Source organism: Paenibacillus chibensis (assembly GCF_004001045.1).
In the GTDB taxonomy this organism is placed as follows: Bacteria; Bacillota; Bacilli; order Paenibacillales; family Paenibacillaceae; genus Paenibacillus_AQ; species Paenibacillus_AQ chibensis.
The window spans coordinates 1-601 of the sequence record NZ_BIMK01000074.1; the positions used below are offsets into that span (position 1 = coordinate 1).

2 protein-coding genes are annotated in these 601 nt (G+C 44.3%); both read left to right on the top strand.

Annotation, left to right across the window (positions count from 1 at the left end):
• Window positions 1–26: 26 nt before the first annotated feature.
• The gene (locus PCH05_RS27090) at window positions 27–161 is read left to right on the top strand and encodes a DUF1657 domain-containing protein (RefSeq protein ID WP_307719594.1); all 135 of its coding nucleotides are present in this window, start codon (window positions 27–29) and stop codon (window positions 159–161) included.
• A 44-nt stretch (window positions 162–205) separates the two neighbouring features.
• The coding region (locus tag PCH05_RS27095; protein ID WP_127607834.1) for a SpoVA/SpoVAEb family sporulation membrane protein at window positions 206–601 on the top strand (396 nt) is incomplete at its 3' end.

A 601-nucleotide genomic window follows, 5' to 3' on the forward strand; every position in this document is an offset into this window, starting at 1 on the left:
AGAAAAAAGCCGCGTTGCTTGCAACATTGAAAAAGTGTGAAGCGGATCTCGAAATGTTTGGCTTATCTACCAAAGAACAAAATACAAAGCAGATGTACGAGCAATGTTCAAAAGCGTTAGAAAAGATTATTGATGAAGTTAAACCATTGCTGATTCGTTAACAATTCGCCAATTATACGTCAGCTGAAAATCGAGGAGGATGTTCATGGCAAATAATATAAAGAAAAATTTAACGCGGGTACAACAGGAATATAAAGAATTGGCGCAAAGCGTCGAACCTCCGAGGCCCATAATCAAAAACTTCATTCGTGCGTTTATAGCTGGCGGGACCATTTGTTTGGTTGGACAAGCCATCCAGGAAATGTTTGTGCATTGGGTCGGCTTTGATGAGAAAAAAGCTGGGGACCCTACCGTGGCGGTGATGATACTCCTTTCTGTCATTCTGACCAGCATGGGGGTGTACGATAAGTTTGCCCAATGGGCTGGTGCGGGTTCCGCAGTGCCTGTGACGGGATTTGCGAATTCGATGGCATCCGCTGCGATTGAACATCAGAGTGAAGGTATGGTACTCGGTGTTGGCGGTAAAATGTTTAAACTGGCT